At 51.6% G+C, this 25,112-nt stretch carries 8 protein-coding genes; 1 reads left to right on the forward strand and 7 read right to left on the reverse strand.

Annotated features, from left to right (window positions below; genetic code table 11):
- Positions 1-16 precede the first annotated feature (16 nt).
- Positions 17-2,119, reverse strand: coding sequence for an alpha/beta hydrolase family protein (locus NSP04_RS00175; RefSeq protein WP_257510314.1), 2,103 nt, complete (start codon positions 2,117-2,119; stop codon positions 17-19).
- A gap of 225 nt (positions 2,120-2,344) precedes the next feature.
- Between NSP04_RS00175 and NSP04_RS00180 the strand changes: the two genes are divergently transcribed.
- Positions 2,345-4,108, forward strand: a complete 1,764-nt coding sequence (locus tag NSP04_RS00180; RefSeq protein ID WP_257510315.1) for a hypothetical protein — start codon at positions 2,345-2,347, stop codon at positions 4,106-4,108.
- Between the two features lies 1 nt (position 4,109).
- Here the strand turns inward: NSP04_RS00180 and NSP04_RS00185 are convergent, their stop codons facing one another.
- The 6 genes from NSP04_RS00185 to NSP04_RS00210 all read right to left on the reverse strand — a co-directional run bounded on the left by NSP04_RS00185 (position 4,110) and on the right by NSP04_RS00210 (position 25,110).
- Complete coding sequence (locus NSP04_RS00185) at positions 4,110-5,279, reverse strand: NAD-dependent epimerase/dehydratase family protein (protein WP_257510316.1); 1,170 nt, start codon at positions 5,277-5,279, stop codon at positions 4,110-4,112.
- A 76-nt stretch (positions 5,280-5,355) separates the two neighbouring features.
- Entirely contained in the window at positions 5,356-5,943 is a 588-nt protein-coding gene (gene cysC, locus NSP04_RS00190) for an adenylyl-sulfate kinase (RefSeq protein WP_257510317.1), read from the reverse strand.
- Complete coding sequence (locus NSP04_RS00195) at positions 5,944-7,125, reverse strand: TIGR03032 family protein (RefSeq protein WP_257510318.1); 1,182 nt, start codon at positions 7,123-7,125, stop codon at positions 5,944-5,946.
- Positions 7,126-7,220: 95 nt separating this feature from the next.
- On the reverse strand, positions 7,221-9,689 hold the full coding sequence (locus NSP04_RS00200; protein ID WP_257510319.1) for a hypothetical protein: 2,469 nt from the start codon (positions 9,687-9,689) through the stop codon (positions 7,221-7,223).
- 130 nt (positions 9,690-9,819) lie between these two features.
- Entirely contained in the window at positions 9,820-11,997 is a 2,178-nt protein-coding gene (locus tag NSP04_RS00205) for a leucine-rich repeat domain-containing protein (RefSeq protein ID WP_257510320.1), read from the reverse strand.
- A gap of 168 nt (positions 11,998-12,165) precedes the next feature.
- Entirely contained in the window at positions 12,166-25,110 is a 12,945-nt protein-coding gene (locus tag NSP04_RS00210; protein WP_257510321.1) for a beta strand repeat-containing protein, read from the reverse strand.
- Between the last annotated feature and the right edge of the window lie 2 nt (positions 25,111-25,112).

A 25,112-nucleotide genomic window follows, 5' to 3' on the forward strand; every position in this document is an offset into this window, starting at 1 on the left:
ATTATGGCATTAAATTTCAAAATGCGGGCAAATTCAAGCTGCCCCGCAAGGCCACCAATGGGGTAAGCAGGTCACGCGAACCCGTGGCCAGGTATTGTGGATGGTAGCCGTACACCATCAGGCCAAGGCTTTCACCGTCGGCCAGGCGTTCAGCAACGCCGGTTAGTTCAACATGGCGTTGACCAAAACCACGAATGGGCGTGACCTGATCGTCGATCAAGCGCCATCCGCCATTTCGATTTACACCCAAACCCACAAACAAAATAGGATCGCAACCGGGCTCCAGCCCCAGCAAACCAATTGGCGACATGGCTGTGGCGGCATAAAGTTCGCTACACACTGGGTTCATTACCATGTCCACAGCCGGTGCAATTTCAAACGTGGCAGTGGGAACACCGGCAATGGTGTTCACACCCACAGGCAATTCAATGGGCATCACAGCTGGGGCAAATGGGTAACGCAATATACCGGTCACTGCACTCGTCAACACGCTGAGTGGATCAGTCCCTGGGGTGAAGTCAACGGCAATTGGCGCAATCGCGGATTCAGTGGGCTGGCCTTTGCCTTTTGGTACAAGCTGATCGAAAAATGTACTTTCATTGACCCACACGGCTGCATTTTCTGAAGCGGTGCCCTGCCCCACGTCGTCGTTCAAACTTATGCACACTTTGCCTTTGTTGTCGGCAAGCGTGTTGAATGCCGTCGATTCGCTGCCCTCTTTGATGGTTGCTGCTTCTTGCGCAGTGAACAGCTTTTCAACCAGGAATGCGAACTGCGCGTCAGGAATCGCGAGGTCGCCACACGCGAATGGGCCGCCGGGTTTCTGGAATTCAATTTCGTTCAACCCATTCTGCACACCCTGCTCGGTCAAATCACCAAGGCCGGGAATCATTGATGGCGATAGCGGAAGAATGTGGCCGCTTTGGTGGGTCAGCAAGCGCACATCGGCTTTGTTGCCTTCGGCATTTTCCAGTTCACGGTAGCAAGTGAAGTTGTGCAGGGCGTCGTTGAAATTAAACAGCGTGTCGCGGAATCCCTGCGTGAACAGAATGTCCACTGGGTCGGGCGTTCTTGGTGCCAAGCCGGGTGTTACTTCACTTTGAAGAAAGGTTTGTGCACCGGGGGCTTCGGCATCGCACCAATAACTGGGGCTGTGGTAACGGAAAAACTCCAAAGCGCCTGCCGGAAAACGATTGGCGGTGCTACCGCGCAAAAGCGTTTCACGAATCAAGTTGTCTTGTCCGCTGGTCAGCACAGCCGTGGGGTCGCCAGCTTGCAGCTTGGGTTGCAGCGAACCAGCTTCCCCACCCGCCACCAACAGCAAAGCCCAGCCCGATTTCACAACGCCCACAGGATCTATATTGCCATCAGTGGGCTCAAAGTTTTCAATGCCGTATGCGCCGCCGGGGTTCAGGCTGTAGCGCAGGTCGTTCCAGGCAATGTCGGGTGTTAGCGCATCAAGTCGCTTAAGCGGGTCAATGTTGTGAATCAACATTTGGTAGCCACCACCGTAACTGCCACCTGTGGCACCCGCCACCATATTGAATTCACGGTCGCCTGCGGGTTTGTCGCTGGCGTAGCGCAGCCAGTCCAGGTTGGCTTCCGCCCAGTCCAGAATTTGAAGTAAATCCTGGCCTTCGAAGTCGGGGTCGAGCACGCGAACTGTGCCACCACTTTCGCCGAAACCGCGTTGGTCAATGCTGATTACACCTGCGCCTGCTTCAATCAAATTGCTCATGATGCCGCGCGGTGCAGTTGCGCGCGCGCCACCGTAGCCATGGCCTTCCAGTACAAGGGGGTTGCCCTGCGCGCAATTGAATTCAGCGGGTTCCATTACAGTGAAAGCGATGTTTGCACCACTGGCTGATTGCAAATTCACACTGTAAATGCCACCGCCCGCGCGGGGCTGCTGCGCGTTTTCGCTGCAAGCCGGGGCGTTGAAGTCGCGGACCATACCTTCGAAATCGGGGTTGGCCGCGTTGGCCAACAGACGAACCTGCTCAACTTCTTCATTCGGATTGGTGGGGTTACCCGGGTTGGCGCTGCCAATTGAATTGTCATCGCTGCCGCAGGCTGCCAAGCCTATGGCAACAAAGGCCAAAGTAATTACTGCTTTCATGGTGGTGTCTCCTGCCATCTCCGCTTTGAAAACCAAAGTCGGGGAATTTTTGTGTATTGCTTTGTTACTGGGAGATGACAGGAAATGGATGCGGGGGCAATTCGGTCTGTGTCGGCTTGGCGACACAGGGTTGCAAATGTCATGGGTCGCCAAATGAACCAACGACATGCAACTAGACACTTAAATGGAATAAACCGTTGTTTCGCTTCTGCAGGTCCCCAATCCATGAAAGTTTTCGGCTTCAAGTTTTTAAACACCTCGGCCGTAGACGGTTTGGGTTTTAATCAGGAAAAAATCAGAAATGCGGTCACTCAAACACTGAATGAGCACCTTGCAAACAACCACTTTTCTACCTTGGTTCAGTCGCTTGCTTTCAAGCAAGACGAGCAATGTTTTTATGGTCCCGGCATGGATAAACGATGCGGGCTAGTCATTGATTACGGCAATATTGACCAAGGTATGGAAGGCGGACAGGTGGGCCGAGCCTACGTTGACGTGTATGCCCGCCCGGTATCAACAGAATTTGTAGATTGCGCCCCACCCGACCAAGCCACTGCGGCACGCATTGATCAAGTACTTGAAAGCGTGAATAAGCAGCTTCGGGATTGGGGCATGCCCAATTTTCAATTCATCAACAAACTGCCACAAGAAATTCCTGGACAAAAACAAAGTGACCATTACATCGATGTTTCCAGCTGCGCCAAGGTTCAAGGTGCAAATGTGGAGGGCGACTACGTTGACCGAATTACCCAGATTGAAGACAAAACAGCAGGAGAACAACGCGCAGTTGGGCAGGCAAGCATTCAGCTTGAGCGCAGCAAAACGGTTTTAACCAACTTGATCGCCCATGAGTTTGCTCACACCACGGGCAGCCATCCACACGAAACACTTGATTTAAAAAAAGTAAACCCGGATGTGCTGCAGTTTATGTGTGAACCGATTTCCACAAACACGAAGGGGTCGCAGCTGATCTTCGATGAAAAATGTATGTCTCGCCAGTACGACCCAAACATCCTAAAAGTTTTAGTCAACGCACCAGGCCAGGAAAAGTGGGGCGAGTTTGAACTTGCAACCCTGCGCTCAGTTTACGCAAACACGCCTGGCCAACGCACAGCTGACTTCAACGATTCCGTTCAACGCATTGTTAATTCCATTCGCGAAAACTATGGGCAAAAAGTAGCAAGCCAGGCTATGGCCGCGTTTTGCGCAACGGCGTGCACATTGATTTTGCACCACGGTATTGACCAACTACCACTGGGCCAAGGGTACAAGCAAGTGTTAAAAAACACCGCCAATATTTTTTCCAGTGTAATGCGATTGGCAATTCTTCACCAATCGCTTACATCGTTTGCCCATATTTATTCGACGGGTTTTTTGGTGGCCACTTTGGGCAGCAACACACTAAAATCACTTGCACATTTATTGGGGGCCGCCGGTATGGGCCAAACTTTCTTGTCGCTTATACGCGGCAATTCAGACGCCATGGTTGGAATGCTGTTTGCCTTTGGCGGCAGCGTGGCAGGGCGCGCCTTTGCAGAAACGGTAAACACCTTGGTAAGCAAAGGGGCGCAGCGCAGCCCTCAATATTTTGAAAAAACCTGCATGGCGATGCTTGAAAACACAGCAGACACCGAACAACAACTGAACTTCATACAGCGCCACCTGCCAGACACCGTAAACAATTCAATTGCGCTAATAGGCAGGCTAGACAATTCCGTTGCCGAATTCGTGAACAAATACTGCACACTGAATTTCTTGTATTCGAAACTTTTGAATGCTGCACCGGCTGCAAGCGCTGCGGTTGCTTCATCTGCACCGCCCACAGCACCGCCAGTAAATCCTGAAACTGTGCCAAGCCGACTTGAAATTCTGGAAAGCCAAGCCATTGAACTGGCGATTATCGAGAGCACGCATTCAAGCCAACTGGCCGCGCTTGCAGATGGCCATGCAACCATCAACCAACTGAATGCGGCAAGCCGTTCGAATTAAGTTACATCTGAAAGTAAGTTCGGTACCACGCCACAAATTCGGCAATTCCCTTTTCAATGGGTGTGTCAGGGCGAAACTGAGTGGCTTGCACAAGTGCGGTTACATCAGCGCAGCTTTCACTTTTTTCAAGAATTGGGCCAGTAATGAATTCTTTCACTGCGGTGCATTCCAGCGCCTTTTCCAACGCCGCAATTAACTCTTCAATTGAAACCGGTTTGCTGTTGCCCACATTCAGAATTCGCCAAGGGGCACTGCTACTGGCTTGGTCGGGTGCTTCCACCAGCCAGAACGGGTTACGCTCGGCGGGTGTGTCGCTGGCACGCAGTATGGCTTCCACCAGGTCGGCCACGTAGGTGTAGTCGCGGGTGTTGCTGCCGTCGTTGTAAATTTGAATGGGCTTGCCTTCCAGAATGCGTTTGGTGAATGCAAACAAAACTGAATCGGGTCTGCCCCAAGGGCCGTACACCGAGAAAAATCGCAAACCCGTGGTGGGCAAATTGAACTGGTGGCTATATGAATGCGCCATTAACTCACAGGCACGCTGCGTGGCAGCGTCTAGCCGCTGGGGGTGGTTGGCGCTGTCGCGTTCGCTCATCGGTTTTTGAAAACCTGCACCATAAACGGCATGGCTGCTGGCGTAGGTTAAATGGTGAATTTTAAAATTGCGGCAAGCTTCCAGAAGCGACACAAAACTGTTGATGTTGTTCTGGACGCAATCGGTCGCGTTTTCATTCGACAAAAATTTGTCTGTTTGGCCCGCAAGGTGAATAACGCGCTGCACCTTGTAAGTTTCAAGGCATTCATTCAGCTCGGTGCTGTTGCACAAGTCTGCGCGAACGGTGTGGTATTTCGACCCTGTGGCTTTTGCAATTTCTTCCAACATGCCCAAACGTTCACGCTTTAAGCGGGTGTCGTAGTGGCTGTTCATGGAATCGAAGCCAATTACTTTGTTGCCACGTTCAAGCAAAGCCTTGGCAGTGTGAAAGCCAATGAAGCCTGCATGCCCGGTCACCAACACCGTTTGTTTTTGCCTGGCTTTTTTGATCAACAGCGGGTTAGCGGCTTCCAGCTCAGCGTCGGCCAGGGCGGGCGAAGGTTCAAGTTCCGGAATTGCAGCGGTTTTTAATTGATCTGGGCCAGGGACGGCTTCCATCTTGATCTTGTGGTGCATGCAGGGTTCATGAAAATGCGAAAGATGTAGCGTTGCCCGAATCCTGAACCTTGTCAACCAGTAAACGCTGGCTTGGCTAGGCGCAGTTCCAAATTCCCTGCTGCTGAAGGCGCATTTTTAGTGTTTGCACACACGCGGCCACCGTGGTTTCAGCGGTGTTCAACACCAAATCGGGCTGGGTTGGTGTTTCGTATGCAGAGTCGATTCCGGTGAAATTCGGCAACAAACCAAGCCGGGCCTGGCGGTACATGCCTTTGGGGTCGCGTTGTTCACACACGGCCAGGGGTGCATGCACAAACACTTCAAGAAATTGATCGGAAGGCACCAGCGAGCGGGCATACAAGCGGCCTTCGTTGTATGGCGAGATCATGGCCACAATCACCAACAAACCGGCATCGGCCATAAGTTGCGCAACATGTGCGGTGCGCTGTACGTTGCAGGCACGGTCTTGTGGGCTGTAACCCAGGTCTGCATTCAGGCCGTGGCGCAGCTTGTCGCCGTCAAGCACGCAGGTGTGTACACCCGCACGGCGCAGGCGAAGTTCAAGTTCGCAAGCAATGGTCGATTTGCCTGCACCGCTTAGGCCTGTCAGCCACACAATTCCAGCCTTGTGCCCTTTTAACTGCTCATGGGTTACAGCGGGCAGTTCGGCGAGCGCATTCATTCAACATTCCTCGACAGGTTCAACAGGAACAACGGGTTCCAGTGTCTCCGGCTTTTGTGCAGGCGGGGTGTTGTTGGCCTGCCCTTCAAGAACCACAAGGTCAGGGTGCTGGGCTTCATCCAGATTCATGATAACTGCATGGCGACAATCGGGAAGAATAATTGTGTCGAACAGTTCACGCGCGGCACCTTCAAATGTAACCGCAGGAATGACGTTGCCTGTTTTCAAATTCACTGCCACCAACTGGCAACGGTCAATTTCGCCAAGGGCGCGCAAGCGGTCATGCAGCGGAAAGTTTTCAACATACATATTGTGGCGTGGTTTGCTGACACCAAACACGGCGTAATCGCCAACAAAACTTAAGCCGCGGCCGTAGCCACCCACAAAGGCAATGCATTCATACTTACCGGTTTCCACATCAATTCGACCAAATTCACCAGCACCGCTGTTGAGCACATACAGTTCGCCTTCATGCAGGCGTGGGCTGTGGGGCTGAACCAAACCTGTACACACGGCTTCCTGTTCTTCGACACTCCACACCATGCCCGAATTGAAAGGCATATTGCGCCAGCCATTGGGTTCTGCTGTGGCGGCGAATAAGGTTACGTATTTGGCTTCGCCATTTTCCATGCACAGGCCATTTAAATGGCAGGCGTCGGCAGGGTTTAGTTCTTTGATGAATTTGGGTTGCCACACGGGCTTCATGCTGTGCGTGGCGCTGGGTACGCCCAGGCAGCTGTACTTGCTGGCCACAAACAAGGGCGTACCGGTGTGGTCGTATTTCATTTCGTGGATGTCCAGGTCGCCAGTGAAGCTGATTGACCGAGGTGTGTAGCACTTGTGGTAAATGGGACTTTCAATGCGGGGGTGAACCAATACGTCGTGGTACTGGCGAATGTCGGTTTGGCAAACCACCGCCAAGTGATCGCCCTGCACGTCCATGCCCATGCACAGCGGAAACTGCACAATGTGAAAATTCACGGAATCGGGATTGGGCACGCTAAGCACCAGCAAGTCGCCCATGCTGCGCGTGCCCATGATGACTGAAAAGCCCAGCTCTTGTTGCAAAGCTGCCCATTCCGGGTTGGTCAAAATACGTGTGTGCGGCTGTTGCTGTTGTTGTGCTTGCTGTTGTTGTGCTTGCTGTTGTTGTGCTTGCTGTTGTTGTTGTGCCTGTTGCATCTTCTCACCCTAGAAAGATTTGTTTCATCTTCCATACGCTACGCCGTTGCAAACAGGTCGACCACACCCTTTCAAGCTACCCCGATCAGACAACTTCAGTTGTACCTTGCATAGTTTTTCATTTCCGCCTTGATTTCTTCCAGCGAAATGCCCTGTGCCAAAATTGTTTTGGGCCCATGATCACTTAACTCGTGGGCAATGTAATGCTGCCCATTCAAGGTGGTTTGCTGCTCCACCACAACAGCGGTTAATTTGTTTTCACTGATTCGGTGAAACAGCAGTGTTTTGGCAGCAGCATCCACTACGTTGTAGGAACTACCCAAATCGATGTGTGCCGGGTCGAGGGCGGCCAGCTTTTGCTTGATGACTTGGTGAGCAATTTCATTGATCGCGCTGCCACTGGGTGACTGCATGGCCAAATTTAAAACCCGTTCTTGAGCCTGTTCAATTTTTTTCTGTATGGCGGGCAATGTGGTGCTTTCTACAAGGGCCACATTGGCATTGACCTTGGCATCTTTGGCAGCCAAGGGCGCTGCGTCTTGAACAAATTGCCGGGTTGCTGCCAGCAATTCTGTTTTGCTGAGGTACTCCATTTGGGCAAACATTTCACTGCTACGCAAAAGGGTTCGCATGTAACTGCGCATGCTGGAATATCCGCAATTGGCGTCTTTTTGAGGGGCTTGAATAATAGGCTGCAAAGGCAGGCTGCTGGACTCGGGATTTTGGGTTAGCGAATCCAGCAGCGCATGGAACGAGGCCAGATTCGACAAAATACTGTGACCTTCACCAAAACTGACAGTAGACCCTTTGTTTTCCGCAGCTGTTTCCATGGTTGAATTGGCATAGCCGATCAACTTTGAAAACACATCGAAACCCAGTGCGCCAGGGCGGTTGGCTTGCGCAGTCAGTTCAATGCCCCGGTAAACCTTGACGGTCTTGTATTTGGCGCCGCTGCTTTTCGATGAAGGCACACGATCATGAAAGTGATTAACACCGTAACCCCGGTTCATGAATTCAATATCGAAAGTGCCATCGGGGTTCTTTGTGAATGCAAGTGTAGTGACATGGGCGAAACCTTCTTCGCTCTCTGCAACCTGAAAAATTAGGGGCATGGCAAAGTGGGCCGAATTGCTGATTCGATCGAACAATGCTGTTGTGGTTTTTTCAATTTCTGCGGTGCTGTTTAGCTTGAAAGAAAAATCAAATTCAACCGCGTTTTTTGAAAACTCGATCAAGTTAGCTTTTAACTTATCCATGCTGGTAAAAAGTGCAGAGCCCGGTGTGCAGCGTGCCATGGATTTTTCAATCAGCTCGCTTTCGATTCTGGCGAACACAGCACCATATCGTTCAGATGCATTTCCGTCTTTTTGGGTTTCATTTTCCGGTGTAATAATTCCGCCATACCTTTCAAGCAGCGTAATAGTTTCTTTGGGTATGGCGGCGAACTGCGTGTTCAAACCCGCAACATGGGCAAGGTAAGAAAATGTGAGCGGAATGTTTTTTGATGGGCTGGTGTCTACAAACACGGGGTTGCGCTTGTGATAGGTGGGGAAAAAATTTTTGTTGGCGTATTCTGCCAGTACGCTGTTCTTAATGTTTTCGCGAACCATCGCCACCACTTTGTCAGATTGAATGTCAACAGCCTGTTTTCTTGGGTAGCCACTTTCATTGAAACCCGTTTGCAGACGCAGCACACCAAATTTTTCCCCGCCTTTTTTCAGAATTATGAAATTTAATCGCGAAGGCGCTGGTGCTGATTCCATGTACTCGCCAACCCGAAGATGCTTGAGCGAACCGGGTTCTTGAACCAGTGACTCAGCAAACTTGTTATTCATGAATGTTCTAAGTTGTTTGAATGTTTCTATGCCAGGCAGTTTTATTTTTTGTGATCCTTGAAGTTCGAAACATTCAATTTTTTCCTCTTGTTTTGATGCACCCTGGTTCTGAATCAGCACCGGGTAAAAAGTGGTGTCATCGATTCGCTGAACATAAATGGAAGTGGATTCGTCGTCGCTTGAAAAAAACTCGGTTTTTCTTCCTTGCGGAATTGTTTCCTTGAAGCCATCCCAATCGGTGTGATATTTGATTAGATCGCCAAGTTCTTCGAAAGCCTCTGCCTGCAGTAGTTCCTGGGTTAATTTACGGCTAAGCTTGGTTCGTAGCCCCTCCACAAAATCGTTTTCAGCAACAACCTTGTTGGACTTCATGTCAACAGCTTTGAAAACTCGATTGCCTTTTTTATCAATCGCGTTTTCAATGCGGTAGGTGCTTAAAGCGTTGATTCCTGTTTTTTGAATCAAAAACTGACGACCCTGTGCTTCAGATTCAGGCTGCACAAATTCACTGATTTTCACAGCACCAATTTTAAAACTGCTTTTCAACATGGACAGTGCCAGGCGGTTGCTTTCTTCTGAACTGGTTTGCGGCTTTGATTTTTTCAAATACCGAGTGGTGTTCGCCAGCCTTTTTCCCAAGCTTTCCACCGCAGTGGATAACCGCGTTTTTTGCGGCACTGCATTTGCAGTGTCGCTGTTCGAAGATTTGTGAAAAGTTGTTATTCTCATTTTTGCGGCCCAGTGCGAACAGCAAAGCCGATTTTCATTCCATAGGCAATGAAAAGCGCGGCTTGTGCCTTTAGGCTTATGAGTGTTTTTTACACGCGGAGGGGTTCAAAACTGATCATAGTTAAACGAGTTAACTCGGCCCAATTTGCTGCCTTACCTGATCAGTAAGCTTTACCAACGAATCAGTTTCAATACTGCGGTAGTCGGCTTTCAGCACATTACTTTCCGCCAGCAAATCCAGGTACTGCGTACTGCGCTCACCACGCATTGATTTGGTGGCAGCCAACCGATCAATCAGATTGTCCATTTTCTCGTGCATTTTTTCCTGATGCTTTTTTACTTCCGCCTGCACTTGCGCATATTCCGAAGGGTACTGTTTGTTTAAGGCCTGCTGCCACGGGTGCCAGTTGGCCAGGAAAATGTTCAGATTAGCATCCGTCGATTGTTCCTGAATTTGCCTGCGTGCGCTTTGAATATCTTCTTCAGCTACCTGCAACGCACAACGATGAAAAATCATGTCATCAAGCTGACTGGGCAAGTTGAATTCTTTCGACAATTTCACCACGTATTTAAGAATGATCTCAGTGGGGTCTACAAATCCTACCAAGGTAGAAACTTTTTGCTGTGCAATGGTTTGAAGCAATTGTGATTTGTGCAAACCACCTGCAGTATCAACCAGCGTGTTCAAATTCGTTTCATTCAGGCTTCGATGGTTAACTACGGATTCTTCCAGTTGAATAAAGGCCAGTGCAATTCGGTCGTCGCAGGTGGCAGTGCCTTCCACTGCCACCGCTGCGCAGTATTGAAGTAAATCAGGTGCCTGTTCAACATAGTTCAAAAAAGCGTTTATGCGCTGCACAAGGTCTTGCGGCGCTTTTTTATAATGCGCAGTTACACGCAAGCGGGCTAGTTGGCCTGAAAGCGCGGTTGCTTCGATATTTGAAAGTTCACCAAGTGCAGCCAGAAAGGCTGGCTGCTGTGCTTCGGCAGAACTATCAACCCCACCTTCTGAGCGCCAAGATGCAATTTCATCATTCAACGGCCTGGCGGCAACTCGAACATTGAATGCCGACATGTTGTATTCCAGACAAGGAAAAATATCAGGCCCTTGACTGCGGTGGCTTGCCTGGTGCGCCACAAAGGCCTGCGCCAGCCTGTTTAGAATTGGTTGCGGCAAAGGGTTTGATTCAAGATGAACGTTGCAGCCCACAGGTAACTGCACAAGGCTTCTGGGCAGGTCTGAAAGCTGATTTTTTTTAACATTCAGCAAACGGAGTTTCTGCAAATTACCTATCGACGCCGGCAGGGTTTGCAGTTTGTTAATGGGGTAGTCGGGGTGTTCCTGACCAAACCTTTTATGAAAATAAAACTCGGTATTTCTACCCCTAATGTTGTCGACCCGAAGCTCTTGAAGTTCTGAAAGATTACCGATTGATTCGGGCAGGCTTTCAAGTTGATTGTTTTGAATAATCAAATAACAAAGGTTGTTTAGCTGCCCAATTGAATCAGGCAAGGTTTTCAAGAAGTTGGTGTATAAATCCACTCGCCTTAGTTCAGTCAGCGAACCAAAAGTACTGGGCAATGTTTGCAGTTGATTGTGTTGAATAGTCAAGCACCGCAAATTTTTTAACAGGCCAAATGCCAGTGGCAGATCACGAAGTTCGTTGTAAGAAAGCTCAAGGTTTTCAAGAGATTTCAGTGAAGCGATGGAAGGTGGCAATGACTCAAGTTGATTGCGCGTTAAATCCAGGGTAACCAGTTTTGAAAGCTGACAGATTGATTCAGGAACATGTTGAAATAAATTGAGTCCAAGATTGAGCGTTTCAAGCGCTGAAAGTTGAGCCATTGATTCCGGCAAACTGTGCAATTTGTTGTTACATATTTTCAGTTTTTTAAGTGTTGACAATGACCCGAATGAATCCGGCAATTCTTCGAGCAGATTGCCAGTTAGGTCAAGGTCGTGAACGCCCTTTAAAAAACCCAGGTCTTCTGGCAGTTTTTTTAATTCGAGAAAATTCAAACCCAAATAGTTGTTTGTAGGCGGGTCCGAATCAAGCGCTTGGCTTATTGAATCTATTCGGGCTGACACACTGGGTGAATGTATGCTGTCAAAGCATTCCAACATTCTCTCTTTGGCTTTCAGGCGGTTTTCTTCAGGCGCACCATCACGCACGTATTCGGTCAACATGTGCTCTACTTCAACCCGATTCATTTTGCGGGGTGGTACGTGAACAAGGCCTGGAGATTCAGTGGTGCTGGCTGGGTCTACATGCCGGGTGGCATTTGTACAATTGAAAAAACTGGGCATGGCAAAGCCTGGGGGTGCTTAAGACGCCCTTAGGTGACTGCGCTGCCAGTTTGGTTCAATAAAAATACGGCTCACCGCAGCTCACCATCTTGCATTGGCAAGGCAAAATTTTATTCCGTTTCCTACGCAGCAACAAATGCATTGCCGTTACCCAGGGTTGGCTGCCCGTCAACCCGTTTTAATCCAGCTGGCCTTAATCGACTTGCCCGCCGCATTGGCCTTCACCGTGTTGCCCACCGCCATCAGCTCAATGCCTTCGCTGGCAATAGTCACCACTTTGGCCTGGCCCGCATTCACAATCACGGTGGCGGTGGCGTAGCTGCCGTCCATCGCGCTGGTGTTCACCGTGTAGTGGCCGTCGCTAGGCGCAGCAAACAGGAAGGCAGGCGCACCCACACCGGCATACACTTGCGCAGCCCCAGTGTTCACCTGCTTGGCCTGTACCGAATTGGCCACGGCGGTGTTGGCTTTCAGGCTGTCTACATCCAGTTCACGAATAGCGGCCATTTCGGCTTCCAGGCGCTGGGTGTACACCGAGTTCGATCGCACTTTCTGTGCAGTGAAGTTGCTCACTTTCAATTCGGTGGCCAATACGGTTAGCAAAGAACCGTCTTCAGACGCACTGAAGGTGTTGCCCCAACGGGTGTTGATGCTGTTGATTGAATCGGTGTTGCCTTTGACTGTGCCGTCTAGCTGAACCAGTACATCGTCAAGCCGCTTGATGTCGGTGGTATTGCTTTGAATGGCCAGTGCGTTTTCAGCAATTTTCTTCACGTTGGAATCGATGGCCATTTGAAAGCCATCCATGCGGCCAACCGCTTCGGTTTTCCAGGTTTCAAGGCTGGCCACGCGGATGTCTACGCCGCTTACTTTTTCATCCAAAGCAGTAATCAACGTGCCTTGCTCGGTTACGCGATTGTCCAGTATTTTGAATTTGCTGCTTAACTGGCCCACACCCACTGCCGCCATGGCACCCAGTGCGTTGTAATCCACCGCCATGAATCCATCTGAACGCACGGCAACTGCTTCAGGAAACAAGGGTTGCAGTTCTTGCGCAATTACACCGATTCGGCGGCCTAAATCGCGGTTGGCAATGTAGTCGTAACTGTAGGTGCGCAACATTTCCAGTTTGTCCAGCACATTGCCGGTGTCAAGCTGGCTAACATTGGTTTTAAGCCTGCGGTCGGAACTGACGTTGAATGCAGTGGCGGTCATCGACCCCACAACGCTGAGGTTGCCGCCTGCTGTCAATGCCATATTTTGAGTGTACGCATTGGCCCCCGTTGATTCACCAAATGAGAACCCGCCAGGGCCTAAACCTTTTTGGTTGATCAGGTAAGTGGCGCCGGTACCACCATCGCGGTTCCACTGCAAGTAGGCGCCCTGTGAGTTAATGGTACTTCCTGTTACAACTTGGTTGGCATGCGAAATAATATTGCCTTGAACATACAGTTTATTACCCGGTGAATCATCGTTGCGGCTGTTGCCGCCAATGACAACCTGGTGGTTTCCATCACTGCGGCCCAGTACCATGGTGTTGCTGGTGGCAACGCGCGCATCGGCACCAATTACGGTGGCGTAGGTAAGTGCAGCACCGATTGCATCAGCGGCGTAACCAATGAAGGTGTTGTTGCTGCCTGTGGTGTTTATTGTGCCTGCATCGTCACCCAAGGCTGTGTTCCTAAAGCCGGTGCTATTAAAAAACAGGGCGCCACCACCAATGGCCGTGTTTTCATAACCCGTGGTGTTGGTATAAAGGGAGACATTACCGTTGGCCGTGTTTGAATAACCAGTGGTGTTGAAATACATGGAGAGCCCACCACTGGCCGTATTGCCAGACCCCGTGGTGTTGAAAAACAACGACTGATTACCACTGGCGCTGTTATTGTTTCCAGAGATGTTGCTAAACAGGGCGCGCCTACCACTGGCCGTGTTAGCCGAACCAGTGGTGTTGGCAGCCAAAGCCTCTATACCCAAAACAGTGTTGGCGCCTGTGCCACTTTGCGCACCTGGCATTGCACCCGTGCCCACAATCATGTTGGGGATGCTTACACCACCGGCTGATGTGCTTACGTTAATCCGCGGCACATTCAGTGCACCAGCATGGTAAGCCGTACCGTCTGAATCGAAGTGGTGGCGAACAGAATTGTTTGTTGTGGCGATTTGAAAACGGTCGCCATTGCTACCATATGCAGAACCAGGGTCATCACCCAATGTCATTTGAAGAATTGAGTTGTTGTCCGATGGGTTAATACGGCCCATGAATATGGGGTCGCTGCCTTCATTGGCCGCACCAAACTGGATGCGCGAGTTGATGGTTGTACCCGTGCCGGATGTGTTTAATACCACATTGCCGGTAACACCTGCATTGCCGGTAACCTGCAGGCGGTTGCCGCTGCCATCGTCGCTTGCTGAAGCAAGCAACAAATTGCCTCCAGAAGTTAAACGCATGCGCTCGGCATCGGCGTTGTTCAAATTTCCGGTATTTTTTGTGCGGAAAGCAATGTGGCTAGACTGGGTGTTGTCATCCAGAAAGCGGATTGTGGCTGGTGCCGAGTTTGTGTAACCGGGGTAACCTGCACCGGTAATGTCGACATATCCGCCCGGTGCGTACACGTCGCGAACCAAGGCCAGCGCCGTGCCGTCTGCGGGCAAATTGGCTTCAATTGTTCCGGTAACCTGCAATTTGCTACCCCGGCCATTCGTACCGGTTGCGCCAATTACTGTGGTGTCGGTGGTGCGGCCCAGTACAACGGTGTTGCTGGTGTTTACGCTGCTAAATGAACCAATTGCTGTTGCAAACTGCAAATTGCCAGACATGTATTGGGTGTAGGCTCCCAAAGCAGTGTTATTAGAGCCAGTGGTGTTATTCATCATGGCTTGCTCGCCAATCGCTACGTTGCCTGAACCTGTTGTGTTCTCGCCCATGACACCATCGCCAACGGCAGTGTTGTCAAAGCCAGTTGTATTGTCACCCATTGCGCCCCAACCCACCGCAGTATTATCGTAACCATTGATATTGGCCTCCAACGCTCTGTAGCCAACGGCAGTGTTGTAACTTCCTGTTGTGTTCGAATCCATGGCATAAGTACCAACAGCCACGTTCTGGATAGCATTTGTATTACTATATAGTGCGTCAAAGCCCAGCGCTGTGTTGCTGTAGCCCGTGGTATTTGCGTACAAAGCGCGACGGCCCACGCCTGTGTTTCTTTCCCCTTGGTTGGGGTTGGTACCGTCAAGTTGGCTAAGTACACCGTCGCCAATCGCCACGTTTCCACCCGATTTAAATGTGCCACCCAAGGCATTGGTGCCCAAAGCCAGGTTTGGCGCGGCGGTGACAGTACTTTGGCTTGCAAAGGTGAGTGCCGCGTCTATATTTGGTTTAGTAAGGGCTTTCACTTCAACCCCGTTGGCAAACAAGGTGTTGGCATACAATGCGCCGTTGAAGTTGCTAATACCGTTCACATACAGCTTGGTGTTTGCGTAGGTGTTGTTGCGGGTGGCGGTGCCGATCACAATTTGATCAACTGTGCTGTTGCGACCCAAGGCTATGGTGTTACTGGTGGCAACAGTACTACTTGCGCCAATGGCTGTGGCATATGTTAATGCACCGCTAGTCGCGTCTGCATCGTAACCAAAAAATGAGTTGTTGCTACCAGTGGTTATTGTATTACCACTAAGACGACCAAATGCCGCATTGTCGGAACCAATTGTATTTGCAAACAAGGCTTCTCTGCCATAAGCAACGTTGCCATCACCTGAAACGTTATTTGATAATGCATTAAAACCAGTGGCGACGTTTCTGCTGCCTGTGGTGTTGTCGTACAAAGCGTACGCGCCGATGGCAACGTTGAAACTACCAGTGGTGTTCGAGACAGCAGCAAAGTAACCATTGGCCGTGTTTTCAAAACCAGAAGTGTTACTTCGCAAAGCATTCCCACCGGTCGCCACATTGGCACCGCCTGTTGTGTTCGCCGCCAGTGCTTGACTACCCACGGCCGTATTGTCACCATAGCCGGACTGCACCCCAGCCATTGCTCCTGAGCCAATGATCATGTTGGGGTTAGTTACACCCGCAGTTGCAGACAAATCCAGCCGCTGAAGTGAAAGCGAACCCATGGTCACCGCACCACTAAAATTGGCTGTAGTGCCATACAATGCGCCGTTGAAGTTGCTAATACCGTTCACATACAGCTTGGTGTTTGCGTAGGTGTTGTTGCGGGTATTGGTGCCAATAACTACCTGATCAGCATTGCTGTTGCGGCCCAATGCAATCGTGTTGCTGGTGGCAACAAGGCTGTTCGAACCAATTGCGGTTGCATAGGTAAGCGCACCGGTTGTTGCATCGGCGTAATAGCCAAGAAATGTGTTGTTACTACCGGTGGTGTTTGTTCCGCCACTGCTGTTACCAAAAGCAGTGTTGTCATTGCCCGTGGTGTTGCTGCTTAACGCCCATGATCCACTTGCCGAGTTATCGCTACCCGTGGTGTTGTCGTTCAATGCACCATAGCTGGTTGCAGCGTTGCCGGTACCACTTGTATTAGAAAACAATGACTGGCTTCCGATTGCTGTATTCCAGTTGCCAATGGTGTTATTCCCCATAGATTGATTGCCAATCGCCGTATTCTGCTGACCGGTGGTGTTACGCATCAGTGCAGACGCACCATAAGCAGAATTTGAGCCTCCAGAGGTGTTGTAATACATTGCAGCAGCGCCTGTGGCGGTGTTGTTGCTACCTGTTGTGTTTGAAAACAAGGTACGGTTGCCAGTCGCGGTGTTGTCATAACCTGTAGTGTTTGCTGCAAGTGCGCTGATACCCAGCGCCGTGTTGGCACCCAAACCACTTTGTGCACCCGCCATAGCACCAGTACCAATAATCAGGTTGGGGTCTGTTACTCCCCCTGCGCTTGTTGAAATATTCAGCCTTTCCACCGCAAACGAACCCATGCTGACTGCGCCAGTGAAAACAGCCGTAGTGCCATATAGTGTGCCGTTCAAACGAGTGTCGCCATTCACGTACAGCTTGGTGTTGGCGGTGGTGTTGTTGCGGGTATTGGTGCCAATCACTACCTGATCCACGTTGCTGTTGCGGCCCAAAGCGATGGTGTTGCTAGTGGCAACAAGGCTGTTCGAGCCAATCGCCGTTGCATAGGTAAGCGCGCCGCTGGTTGAATTGGCCTCGTTACCCAAAAATGTGTTGTTGCTACCCGTGGTGTTTGCGTTGCCCGAGTTATAACCAAAGGCAATGTTGTTGGAACCGGTTGTGTTGGCAGAAAGCGCACCTGCGCCATTCACGGCGTTGCGGTTGCCAGACACGTTGGCATACATGGCTGCATCGCCAATGGCCGTGTTTTGGTAACCAACGGTGTTGAACAGCAATGCGGCGTCGCCCATTGCGGTGTTGGAATAACCCGTGGTGTTGTTGTACATCACCCCGTCGCCAGCCACAGTGTTTTTGTAACCCGTGGTGTTAGAGAACAAGGAGAAATTACCCGTTGCGGTGTTGTAAAAACCGTTTGTGTTGCTGGCCAATGAACCCATGCCCACCGCGGTATTTCCACCCGTGCCACTTTGCGCGCCCACCATGGCGCCCATGCCGATAATTACGTTGTCGTTAAGCACACCACCTGCGCTGGTTGCAATGTCCAGCCTTTCCACAGCAAATGCCCCCATGCTAACCGCACCGGTGAATACAGCATTTGTGCCGTACAAAGTACCGTTCAAGCGCGTGTCGCCATTCACGTACAGTTTTGTATTGGCGGTGGTGTCGTTGCGTGTATTTGTACCAATAACAATTTGATCAACGTTGCTGTTGCGGCCAAGGGCAATGGTGTTGCTGGTGGCGACGCGGCTGGCTGCACCTATTGCACTGGCGTAAGTGAGTGCGCCGCTTGCTGCATTGGCATCGAAACCAAGGAAAGTGTTGTTGCTGCCGGTGGCGTTTGAATCGCCTGCATCTTTACCCAAAGCCGTGTTGTTAATTCCCGTAGTGTTGAAATACAGGGCGCCACTGCCACTAGCTGTATTGCTGTAACCAGTGGTGTTGGAATACAAGGCGTCCCAACCACTTGCCATGTTGTAGTAACCCGTGGTGTTGCTGTACAGCGAGCGGTAACCACTGGCTGTGTTTTGGCTGCCTGAGGTGTTTGTACGCAGAGCCCCGAAACCAATTGCCATATTGCTTCCACCAGTGGTGTTTGCAGCCAAAGCCTGGTAGCCAGTGGCCGTATTGAGGCTACCAGTGGTGTTTACAGCCAGTGCGGACAAGCCCAATGCCGTGTTGCCACCGGCTCCACTTTGCACACCTACCATGGCACCCGTGCCCACAATCATGTTGGCGGTGGTTACACCGACTGATGTAGTAACGTTAAGCCGTGCAGCGGCAAGTGAACCCACCGTAACTGCACCGCTGAAGTCGGCAGTGGTACCGTACAGCATGCCGTTTAAGCGCGTGTCTCCATTCACGTACAGTTTGGTATTGGCGGTGGTGTCGTTGCGGGTGGCTGTACCAATTACAATTTGGTCTAAGTTGCTGTTGCGGCCCAGGGCGATGGTGTTGCTGGAGGCGACGCGGCTGCCTGAACCGAATGCTGTTGCGTAGGTGAGTGCAGCGCTGGTCGCATTGGCATCTCTACCAATAAATGTGTTGTTGCTGCCGGTGGTATTCGTAGCACCTGCACGAGTACCCAGTGCCGTGTTATCGAAACCCGTGGTGTTAACGACCAAAGCTTCCGTACCAGATGCTACGTTGTTATAACCAGTGGTATTGTCACTGAGAGAATAGTTACCAGAGGCCACGTTGTAATAGCCTGTGGTGTTTCGGAAAAGAGCATAACTGCCCGATGCCATATTATCGAAGCCGGTGGTGTTGTAGTACAACGCATTACTGCCATTTGCAACGTTATAGCGACCTGTGGTGTTCGAGTACAACGCACGATAACCACTTGCAGTGTTTTCATCTCCGGTGGTGTTGGAGTACAAGGCACGATAACCACTCGCAGTGTTGTAAAAACTGTCGGTGTTGGCAGCCAATGCACCAATACCCACTGCGGTGTTGCCACCAAAACCACTTTGCGCTAGCGGCATGGCACCCGTGCCCACAATCATATTGGGCATGGTTACGCCACCAGCGCTGGTTGACACATCCAGCCGCTGAACAGCCAGTGAATTCATGGTGACCGCACCGCTGAAGGTGGCATTTGTTCCGTACAAAGTACCGTTCAAGCGAGTGTCGCCATTCACGTACAGCTTGGTGTTGGCGGTGGTGTTGTTGCGGGTGTCGGTGCCAATTACTACCTGGTCAATGTTGCTGTTGCGGCCTAAGGCGATGGTGTTGCTGGTGGCCACTGTGCTTTGTGCGCCAATGGCAGCAGCATAGGTGAGTGCGCCGCTGGTTGCATCGGCATAGTAACCAATAAAAGTGTTATTGCTGCCGGTGGTGTTCGAAGTGCCGGTTAGTCTGCCCAACGCCGTGTTGTCATTACCCGTGGTGTTGCCACTCAGTGAGCCCCAACCACTGGCCGTGTTGCCTCTACCCGTGGTGTTGTAATAAAGGGAGGAATAACCGGTTGCCGTATTGCCGTCACCCGTGGTGTTGGAATACATGGAGTTAGAACCACTTGCTGTGTTGGTGTTACCCGTGGTGTTGGAATACAGGGAGTAAATACCATTGGCTGTGTTACTGCCGCCCGATATGTTTGCAGCCAAAGCGTTGATACCCAAAGCGGTGTTAGCACCAAAACCACTCTGCGCAAGCGGCATGGCACCTGCACCCGCAATCATGTTGGGCTCACTTACACCACCTGCACTGGTTGACACATCCAGCCGCTGAACAGCTAGTGAATTCATGGTTACCGCACCGCTGAAGGTGGCATTTGTACCGTACAGCATGCCGTTCAGGCGGGTGTCGCCATTCACGTACAGCTTGGTATTGGCGGTGGTGTTGTTGCGGGTGTCGGTGCCAATTACTACCTGGTCAACGTTGCTGTTGCGGCCTAAGGCGATGGTGTTGCTGGTGGCCACCCGCGCGTCGGAACCAATGATGGTGGCGTAACTGAGGTTGCCGGAAACAACATCGGCATTGGCACCCAAAGCAGAGTTGTTGAAACCATCCAGGTTATTGGACAATGCACTGTAACCCACCGCGCTGTTGTTATATCCATTTCGGGTACCCGTTAGCACATCTGTGCCGATGCCCGAGTTTTGATAGGCCAGGTCAGCGTTGACCATTGCATAGTTACCCACTAGGGAGTTGGAGCTGCCATCACCTGAATACATATTCAATGCGCCAATTGAGACGTTGTCAGTAGCGCCATTGCCACTAAACAGCATTGATTCCCAGCCCATTGCAATGTTGTAATTACCCACTGTGCTTGAGGTCATCACGAGGGAACCAATGGCAATGTTGTAAAAACTGTCCGTTGCGCCGGTTAATGTGGCTCGGCCAAGGGCTACGTTGCCCCAACCTGTGATATTTGCACCCAAAGCTGAAGTACCTAGAGCCGTGTTTTGCTGACCTGTGGTGTTTGCATCCAAAGCATTGTAACCACTGGCTGTGTTTGAGCTGCCTGTGGTGTTTGCAGCCAAAGCACCGTAACCGCTGGCTGTGTTTGAGTTGCCTGAGGTATTTGAAGCAAGTGTATTAATACCCAAAGCGGTGTTGCGGCCTGAGCCACTTTGCGCTAGCGGCATGGCACCCGTGCCCACAATCATGTTGGGGTTGGTTACACCACCCGCGCTGGTTGATACATCCAGCCTTGCTGCTGCAAGCGACCCAACTGTAACCGCACCACTGAAGGTGGCTGTAGTGCCGTACATTGCACCGTTGAAGTTGCTGATTCCATTGACATACAGCTTGGTGCCAGCATAGGTGTCGTTGCGGGTGTCGGTGCCAATTACAATTTGATCCAGGTTGCTATTGCGGCCGAGGGCAATGGTGTTGCTGGTGGCCACTCGGCTGGTGGCACCGATTGCGGTGGCGTAGGTAAGTGCCGCGCTTGTTGCATCAGCATCGTAACCAATGAATGTGTTGTTACTGCCGGTGGTGTTTGTATTACCGGTTTGGTAGCCAAGTCCTGTGTTGTTGAAACCTGTGGTGTTGCTGTAATAAGACTCATACCCCACTACAGTGTTGTTATAGCCCGTGGTGTTATCATGAGAGGCTTCATAGCCAGTTGCAACGTTACGGAAACCTGTGGTGTTGCTGAACAACGCAGCATCACCCGTGGCGATGTTGCTGTAGCCTGTGGAGTTGCGAAACAAAGCACTATTGCCCGTGGCAATGTTGCCGGAACCCGTGGTGTTGTAATACAACGCACTGTCACCCATGGCAACGTTGTTGACGCCCGTGGTGTTGTAATACAACGCACTATTGCCCGTGGCCGTGTTCTGGCGACCCGTGGTGTTGCTGTACAACGATTGATATCCACTGGCCGTATTGTGATAACCCGTTGTATTGGCAGCCAAGGCTTGTATGCCCAAAGCGGTGTTGCCACCGAAACCAGTTTGCGCAAGCGGCATGGCACCCGTGCCCACAATCATGTTGGGGTTGGTTACACCACCTGCGCTGGTTGACACATCCAGCCGCTGAACAGCCAGTGAATTCATGGTGACCGCACCACTGAAGGTGGCGTTGGTGCCGCGTAAATCGCCATTCAAATTGGTTACGCCGTTCACGTATAGCTTGGTGTTTGCAAAGGTGTCGTTGCGTGTATCTGTGCCAATTACAATTTGATCAAGCGCGCTGTTTCGGCCAAGTGCGATTGTGTTGCTGGTGGCTACCCGCGCGTCGGAACCAATGATGGTGGCGTAACTGAGGTTGCCGGAAACAACATCGGCATTCGCACCCAAAGCAGAGTTGTTAAAACCAGTGGTGTTAACCAAAAGTGCGTTGTAACCTACCACGCTGTTGTTGTAACCGCTGGTGGTGCCGCTTAGGCTGTAAGTGCCAAGAGTCGTATTCTGATAACCAGTAGTCAAAAAATTAGAAGAACTAGCACCTATAGTAATATTGCGGCTGCCACTACCACCGTTATACATGGCGTAATCGCCCAGGGCAATGTTGTCGTCGCCCGTGGCAGAACTGCCAAACATGGCCAGGTTACCAATTGCGAGGTTGGAAACGCCTAGATTGGTAGCACCACTAAATGCCCGGTAACCAATGGCGATATTGTAATAACTGTCGGTCGCATTCAGCAGAGCGCTTGAGCCAACTGCAATGTTGTAGTAGCTATCAGTAATTGAACTTAATGTATCACGCCCTATCGCAACGTTTCGTTCACCGGTGGTGTTGGAATCCAGCGCAAATGCGCCCAGCGCCACGTTGCCAACACCTGTTGTGTTGGCAGCCAAAGCCTGGTAACCACTGGCTGTGTTATACCTGCCCGATGTGTTTGCAGCCAATGCACTGATACCCAAAGCGGTGTTGCCACCTAAACCAGTTTGCGCAAGCGGCATGGCACCCGTGCCCACGATCATGTTGGGGTTGGTTACACCACCCGCGCTGGTTGACACATCCAGCCGCTGAACAGCCAGTGAATTCATGGTGACCGCACCGCTGAAGGTGGCATTTGTTCCGTACAAAGTACCGTTCAAGCGAGTGTCGCCATTCACATACAGCTTGGTGTTGGCGGTGGTGTCGTTGCGGGTGTCGGTACCAATTACGACTTGATCAAGGTTGCTGTTGCGGCCAAGCGCGATTGTGTTGCTGGTGGCAACGCGGCTACCCGCGCCAATTGCGGTGGCGTAGCCCAGTGCAGCACTGGTTGCATCGGCATCGAACCCCAGAAACAGATTGTTGCTGCCGGTGGTATTGGTTTGGCCCGCACTGTGACCCAGTGCAGTGTTTTGAACACCTGTTGTTGTGTCACCTAGCGCAGCGAAACCCGTTGCGGTGTTCAAGTAACCCGTTGTATTGCTGTACAGCGCGGCGTGACCAATGGCTGTGTTGTGGTCGCCTGAAGTATTGTTGTATAGCGAGTTAGTTCCCAGTGCCGAGTTGTAAAAACCGTTGGTGTTTACCTGCAATGCTGCACTGCCCACGGCCACGTTGTATGCACCTGTGGTGTTGGCAGCCATTGCGTTAACACCCAAGGCGGTGTTGGCACCAAAACCACTTTGCGCGCCCACCATGGCACCCGTGCCAACAATCATGTTGCGGTAAGTTACACCACCAGCTGATGTTGAAACATTGATACGGTCCGCAGTTACAGCACCCGTAAACGTAGCCGACGTGCCGCTAAACGTATTGGCTGCAAAATCACCGACAATGGCCAGGTTGCCGCTAATACCCACATCGCCAGTAACCTGCAACCGCTTGTTCTGCAAAATGCCGCTAGTGGCTGTGCCGGTAGCGCCGATTACGGTGAAGTCGCCAACACGGCCAAGGGCAATGGTATTGCTGGTGGAAACACGGCTATCCGCACCAATGGCTGTGGCATAGCCCAATGCGCCTGTTGTCGCATCGGCGTAGATACCAATGAAACTGTTGTTGCTGCCCGTGGTGTTTGAAGTGCCAGCAAAACGACCTACGGCTGTGTTGTTGGTGCCAGTGGTGTTGACAGGCAAAGCGTTTTGACCGAATGCTGAATTGTTGCTGCCCGTGGTGTTAAAGTTCAAGGCATTGCGGCCAAGCGCGGTATTGAAAGAGCCAGTGGTGTTGCGCGTCAGCGCTGCGCGCCCCAGTGCGGTGTTTTCCGAACCTGTGGTATTGTCCTGCAAAGCCAAGATACCCACGGCTGTATTAGCCCCAGCGCCACTTTGCACACCAACCATGGCATCTGTGCCAATAATCATGTTGGGTAAGGTAACGCCTGTAGGGTCAGCAACATTCAAGCGCAACGTAGTGAGTGAACCGACATTCACAGCCCCGGTGAATGTCGCTGCGGTGCCCATTAAATCGCCGTTCAGCATCATGCCGCCAAACGTGGGTGTGCTGGTAACGCCAATGGCTTGGGGCAGGCTTAGCACCACGTCGCCGTTGTTGGCACTGGCCACAATTTGGTCGGCTGTGCCGGTAATGCTAAGCACTCCGGCGTTGCCAATGGTAATGGCACCCGCGTCGTTCAACACGGAAATGCCTGCACCTGCGGTCAGCGTGCCCAGGGTAAAGCCACTGCCGTTGCCAATCAGCAAAGTGCCGTTGGCCGCGGCTGCGCCGTTTACACCTGTGCCGCCAAATTCAGGGCTAATAACGCCTGAACTGAAATTGGCTGCATTCAAATCAGTTAAGCCTGCGCCGTTGCCGGTGAAGGTGGCAGCAGCCACATCGCCGGTAAACACGGCGCTTGCACCGCTAACCGCGCCTGTTACTGCCACGGTAGTGGCTTGAAAATCGGCCACTGTAACGGTGCCGCCGGTGTAGCTAATGGCGCCTGTGCCATTCACTGCGGAATTGTCGCTAAACGGGCTGGCTTGTACGCCTGTCCATACGCCATTCACGTAGCTGTACAGTTTGTTGGTGTCTAGCACCAAGCGAATGTCGCCTTCTTCACCCGGGGTGGTCAGCAAATCAGCTTCGGTGCCCACTGCGGTTTTGTACTGCTTGCTTGAAACCTGAATGGGTGCGGTTACCTGCACATGGTCGTCGCCCACACCCACGCCATTTTGCAAAATGTAGGCGCAGGTGGTTTGCATGGCACCGTTTAACCCTGGCGACACAACGGCATACACCAAGGGGTTACCAACACCCTGCCCTGCATTGTAGTCTGCACTGGTTACTGCAGATTCATTGTCCCAGGCGCAATAACCCAGTGGCCTGCCTGCGCCATCGCGTTGGGGCAAGTTCACATTGTTGGGCACTGAACCCATGTCGGCAGGAAAACCCGTGGGGCGTGGGCCCATGGCCGGGCCACGTTGCTGGCCACCCACATCGGCAACATAACCCTGCATGCCCAGTGAAACTTGCGTCACCGTGTTTTTAAGCGTGAACTGGCGCACCAACTGGGTGGCGGTGAACGCGGCGGCTGAATCGCTGCTGCGGCTTGATGCGGGTTGCGAGATCGACAACGCCAGGCTTAAGCCCACCACATAGGGCAAGGCGTGCCGCACGGCGGTAACCAGGGGGCGTTCATGAAAACTGCCGGTGTGCTGTGAATGTTGTGTGTTCTTTTTCATCA

This window comes from Limnobacter parvus, assembly GCF_024623725.1.
GTDB classification, from domain to species: Bacteria; Pseudomonadota; Gammaproteobacteria; order Burkholderiales; family Burkholderiaceae_B; genus Limnobacter; species Limnobacter parvus.

Bases quoted from the DNA above. Each gene is read 5' to 3' on its own strand.
- NSP04_RS00200 (WP_257510319.1), bottom strand. From the start codon at position 9,689: ATGAGAATAACAACTTTTCACAAATCTTCGAACAGCGACACTGCAAAT.
- NSP04_RS00185 (WP_257510316.1), bottom strand. From the start codon at position 5,279: ATGCACCACAAGATCAAGATGGAAGCCGTCCCTGGCCCAGATCAATTA.
- NSP04_RS00195 (WP_257510318.1), bottom strand. From the start codon at position 7,125: ATGCAACAGGCACAACAACAACAGCAAGCACAACAACAGCAAGCACAA.
- NSP04_RS00175 (WP_257510314.1), bottom strand. From the start codon at position 2,119: ATGAAAGCAGTAATTACTTTGGCCTTTGTTGCCATAGGCTTGGCAGCC.
- NSP04_RS00210 (WP_257510321.1), bottom strand. From the start codon at position 25,110: ATGAAAAAGAACACACAACATTCACAGCACACCGGCAGTTTTCATGAA.
- NSP04_RS00180 (WP_257510315.1), top strand. From the start codon at position 2,345: ATGAAAGTTTTCGGCTTCAAGTTTTTAAACACCTCGGCCGTAGACGGT.
- cysC (WP_257510317.1), bottom strand. From the start codon at position 5,943: ATGAATGCGCTCGCCGAACTGCCCGCTGTAACCCATGAGCAGTTAAAA.
- NSP04_RS00205 (WP_257510320.1), bottom strand. From the start codon at position 11,997: ATGCCCAGTTTTTTCAATTGTACAAATGCCACCCGGCATGTAGACCCA.